Origin of the sequence: Cryobacterium sp. RTC2.1, assembly GCF_035018685.1 — a bacterium.
In the GTDB taxonomy this organism is placed as follows: domain Bacteria; phylum Actinomycetota; class Actinomycetes; order Actinomycetales; family Microbacteriaceae; genus Cryobacterium; species Cryobacterium glucosi.
The window spans coordinates 1-2520 of the sequence record NZ_JASJXJ010000254.1 but is presented as its reverse complement, the minus strand read 5'-3'; the positions used below and the strand labels follow the sequence as shown (position 1 = coordinate 2520).

Annotated in this window: 3 protein-coding genes; 2 read left to right on the top strand and 1 reads right to left on the bottom strand. The window is 69.6% G+C overall.

Annotated features, from left to right (window positions below):
• Positions 1-897 (bottom strand): 4-hydroxy-3-methylbut-2-enyl diphosphate reductase (locus tag QN357_RS18550; protein ID WP_323505345.1); only part of this gene is annotated, 897 nt, incomplete at its 3' end.
• A gap of 89 nt (positions 898-986) precedes the next feature.
• Between QN357_RS18550 and xseA the strand changes: the two genes are divergently transcribed.
• Complete coding sequence (gene xseA / locus QN357_RS18545) at positions 987-2273, top strand: exodeoxyribonuclease VII large subunit (RefSeq protein WP_322140705.1); 1287 nt, start codon at positions 987-989, stop codon at positions 2271-2273.
• A gap of 1 nt (position 2274) precedes the next feature.
• Positions 2275-2520, top strand: a 246-nt coding sequence (locus QN357_RS18540) for an exodeoxyribonuclease VII small subunit (RefSeq protein ID WP_323505344.1), incomplete at its 3' end; no start/stop codon positions are given.

Below are 2520 nucleotides of genomic sequence, written 5' to 3'. Positions count from 1 at the left end.
GAGGTCGCGCAGGAGTTCGGTCACGAGTTCCTCGGGCACGGATGCCCCGCTCGTCACTCCGACGGTCGCGACGCCGTCGAGCCACTCCTGCTTGACCTCGCTCGCGAAGTCGACCCGGTAGGCGGCGCGGGCGCCGTATTCGAGGGCGACCTCGACGAGGCGCACCGAATTGGACGAGTTCGCCGAACCGACGACGAGCACGAGGTCTGAGGCCTCGGCGATCTTCTTGATCGCCACCTGCCGGTTCTGGGTGGCGTAGCAGATGTCATCGCTCGGCGGATCCTGCAGCAGCGGGAACCGGGCGCGGAGCCGGCTCACGGTCTCCATGGTCTCGTCGACGCTGAGGGTGGTCTGCGACAGCCAGACGACCTTCTCCGGGTTGCGCACCACGATCGTGTCGGCCTCGTCCGGGCTGCCCACGAGGGTCGTGTGTTCCGGTGCCTCCCCTGCCGTGCCCTCGACCTCTTCATGTCCTTCGTGGCCGATCAGCAGGATCTCGAAATCATCGCGGGCGAAGCGCACGGCCTCGCGGTGCACCTTGGTGACGAGCGGGCAGGTCGCGTCGATCGCGCGCAGCCCCCGCGCAGCGGCCGCGCTGACGACGGCCGGCGACACTCCATGGGCGCTGAAGACGAGGTGCGAGCCGCGGGGCACCTCATCGACCTCGTCGACGAAGATGGCGCCCTGCTTCTCGAGTTCGGAGACGACGTGCACGTTGTGCACGATCTGCTTGCGCACGTAGACGGGCGCTCCGTACAGCTCGAGCGCCTTCTCGACCGCGATGACGGCCCGGTCGACACCCGCGCAGTAGCCGCGCGGGGCAGCGAGCAGCACCCGTTTCGGCCCATCCACCGGGGTATCCTTGAGGACGTTGCGTGCCCGGGGAATCCGGGGCATGCCGAGGCCGATAACGCTTGAATCCGAGCTGATAGTCACCGGCTCATTCTATGGGTGCGTGGCTGGACAGGCCGTGGGAGGAACGATTCATGACCGATGCACCACCCACCCTCGAGGCTCCGTGGCCCGTCGCCCTGCTGGCGAACAAGATCCGCGGCTACATCGAGCGGCTCGGCACAGCCTGGGTCGAGGGTGAGATCACCCAGTGGGGCGTCAGTGGCGGCAATGTGTACGGCAAGCTCAAAGACCTCAGCGAGGACGCCACCGTCGGCTTCACCGTGTGGTCGTCCGTCAAGGCCCGGCTGAGCGACGAGTTTAAGCAGGGCGACCGCGTCATCGCCCTGGTCAAGCCGAATTACTGGGTCAAGGGCGGCACACTCACCATGCAGGTCTTCGACCTGCGCCACGTCGGCCTCGGCGACATGCTCGAACGCCTCGAGCGTCTCCGCAAGCAGCTCGCGGCCGAAGGCCTCTTCGCCGCCTCCCGCAAGAAACCGCTCCCGTTCCTGCCGCACTGCATCGGCCTCGTCACCGGCAAGGACTCCGACGCCGAGAAGGACGTCATCCGCAACGCCCAGCTGCGCTGGCCCGCCGTCGATTTCCACCTCGCGTACGCGGCCATGCAGGGCGACCGCTCGGTGGCCGAGGTCGTCGCCGCGATCCAGCGCCTCGATGCCGACCCCGACGTCGACGTCATCATCGTCGCCCGCGGCGGCGGCGACTTCCAGAACCTGCTCGGCTTCAGCGACGAACGCGTGCTCCGCGCCGCGGCGGCCTGCACCACCCCCCTGGTCAGTGCGATCGGCCACGAGGCCGACCGGCCCCTGCTCGACGAGGTCGCCGACCTCCGGGCCTCCACCCCGACGGATGCCGCCAAGCGGGTCGTTCCCGACGTCTCGGACGAGCTCAACCGCGTCCAGCAGGCCAGGGCCCGGTTGGGCACCCGGCTGACCGGAATCCTCGCCGCCGAGGTCGACCGGATCGGCCAGCTCCGGTCACGCCCCGTGCTCAGCAGCACGGCCTGGATCGTCGATTCCCGTGCCGAGGACCTCACCCGGTACGTCGCCCGGGGAACGGAGCTAGTGGAACGCGTCGTCGAGGCATCCGCCGGCGTCGTCACGGAGCTCCGCACGAGGCTCCGCACGCTGTCCCCGCAGGGCACCCTCGACCGCGGTTACGCGATCGTGCAGGTGCGGGACGGCCACGTGCTGCGTGCCGCCGCCGATGCTCCGGACGGTACCCGGCTCAGGATCACGCTCGGCGCGGGAACCCTCGCGGCCACAGCAGGCCCGTCCGCCGAGCCGGCCGCAGACCCGGCCGCGGACCCGGCAGCTGACCCGGCCACCGGGCCGAAGACGACAGCCAGGACTCAATAGAATGGACGCCATGACCGCTCCCGCCGACATCTCCACCCTGAGCTACGAGCAGGCCAGGGACGAACTCGTACGGGTCGTGAGCGCCCTCGAACAGGGCTCTTCGACCCTCGAAGAGTCCCTCGCCCTGTGGGAACGCGGCGAGGAACTCGCGAGCCGCTGTGAGGAATGGCTGATCGGAGCCAAGGCCCGCCTCGACGCCGCTCGCGCGCGCCAACTGGACTCCGCCTCCCCCTCGACCGGCCCCGGC

Coding starts and splice junctions, on each gene's coding strand:
- xseA (WP_322140705.1), top strand. CDS start 987: ATGACCGATGCACCACCCACCCTCGAGGCTCCGTGGCCCGTCGCCCTG.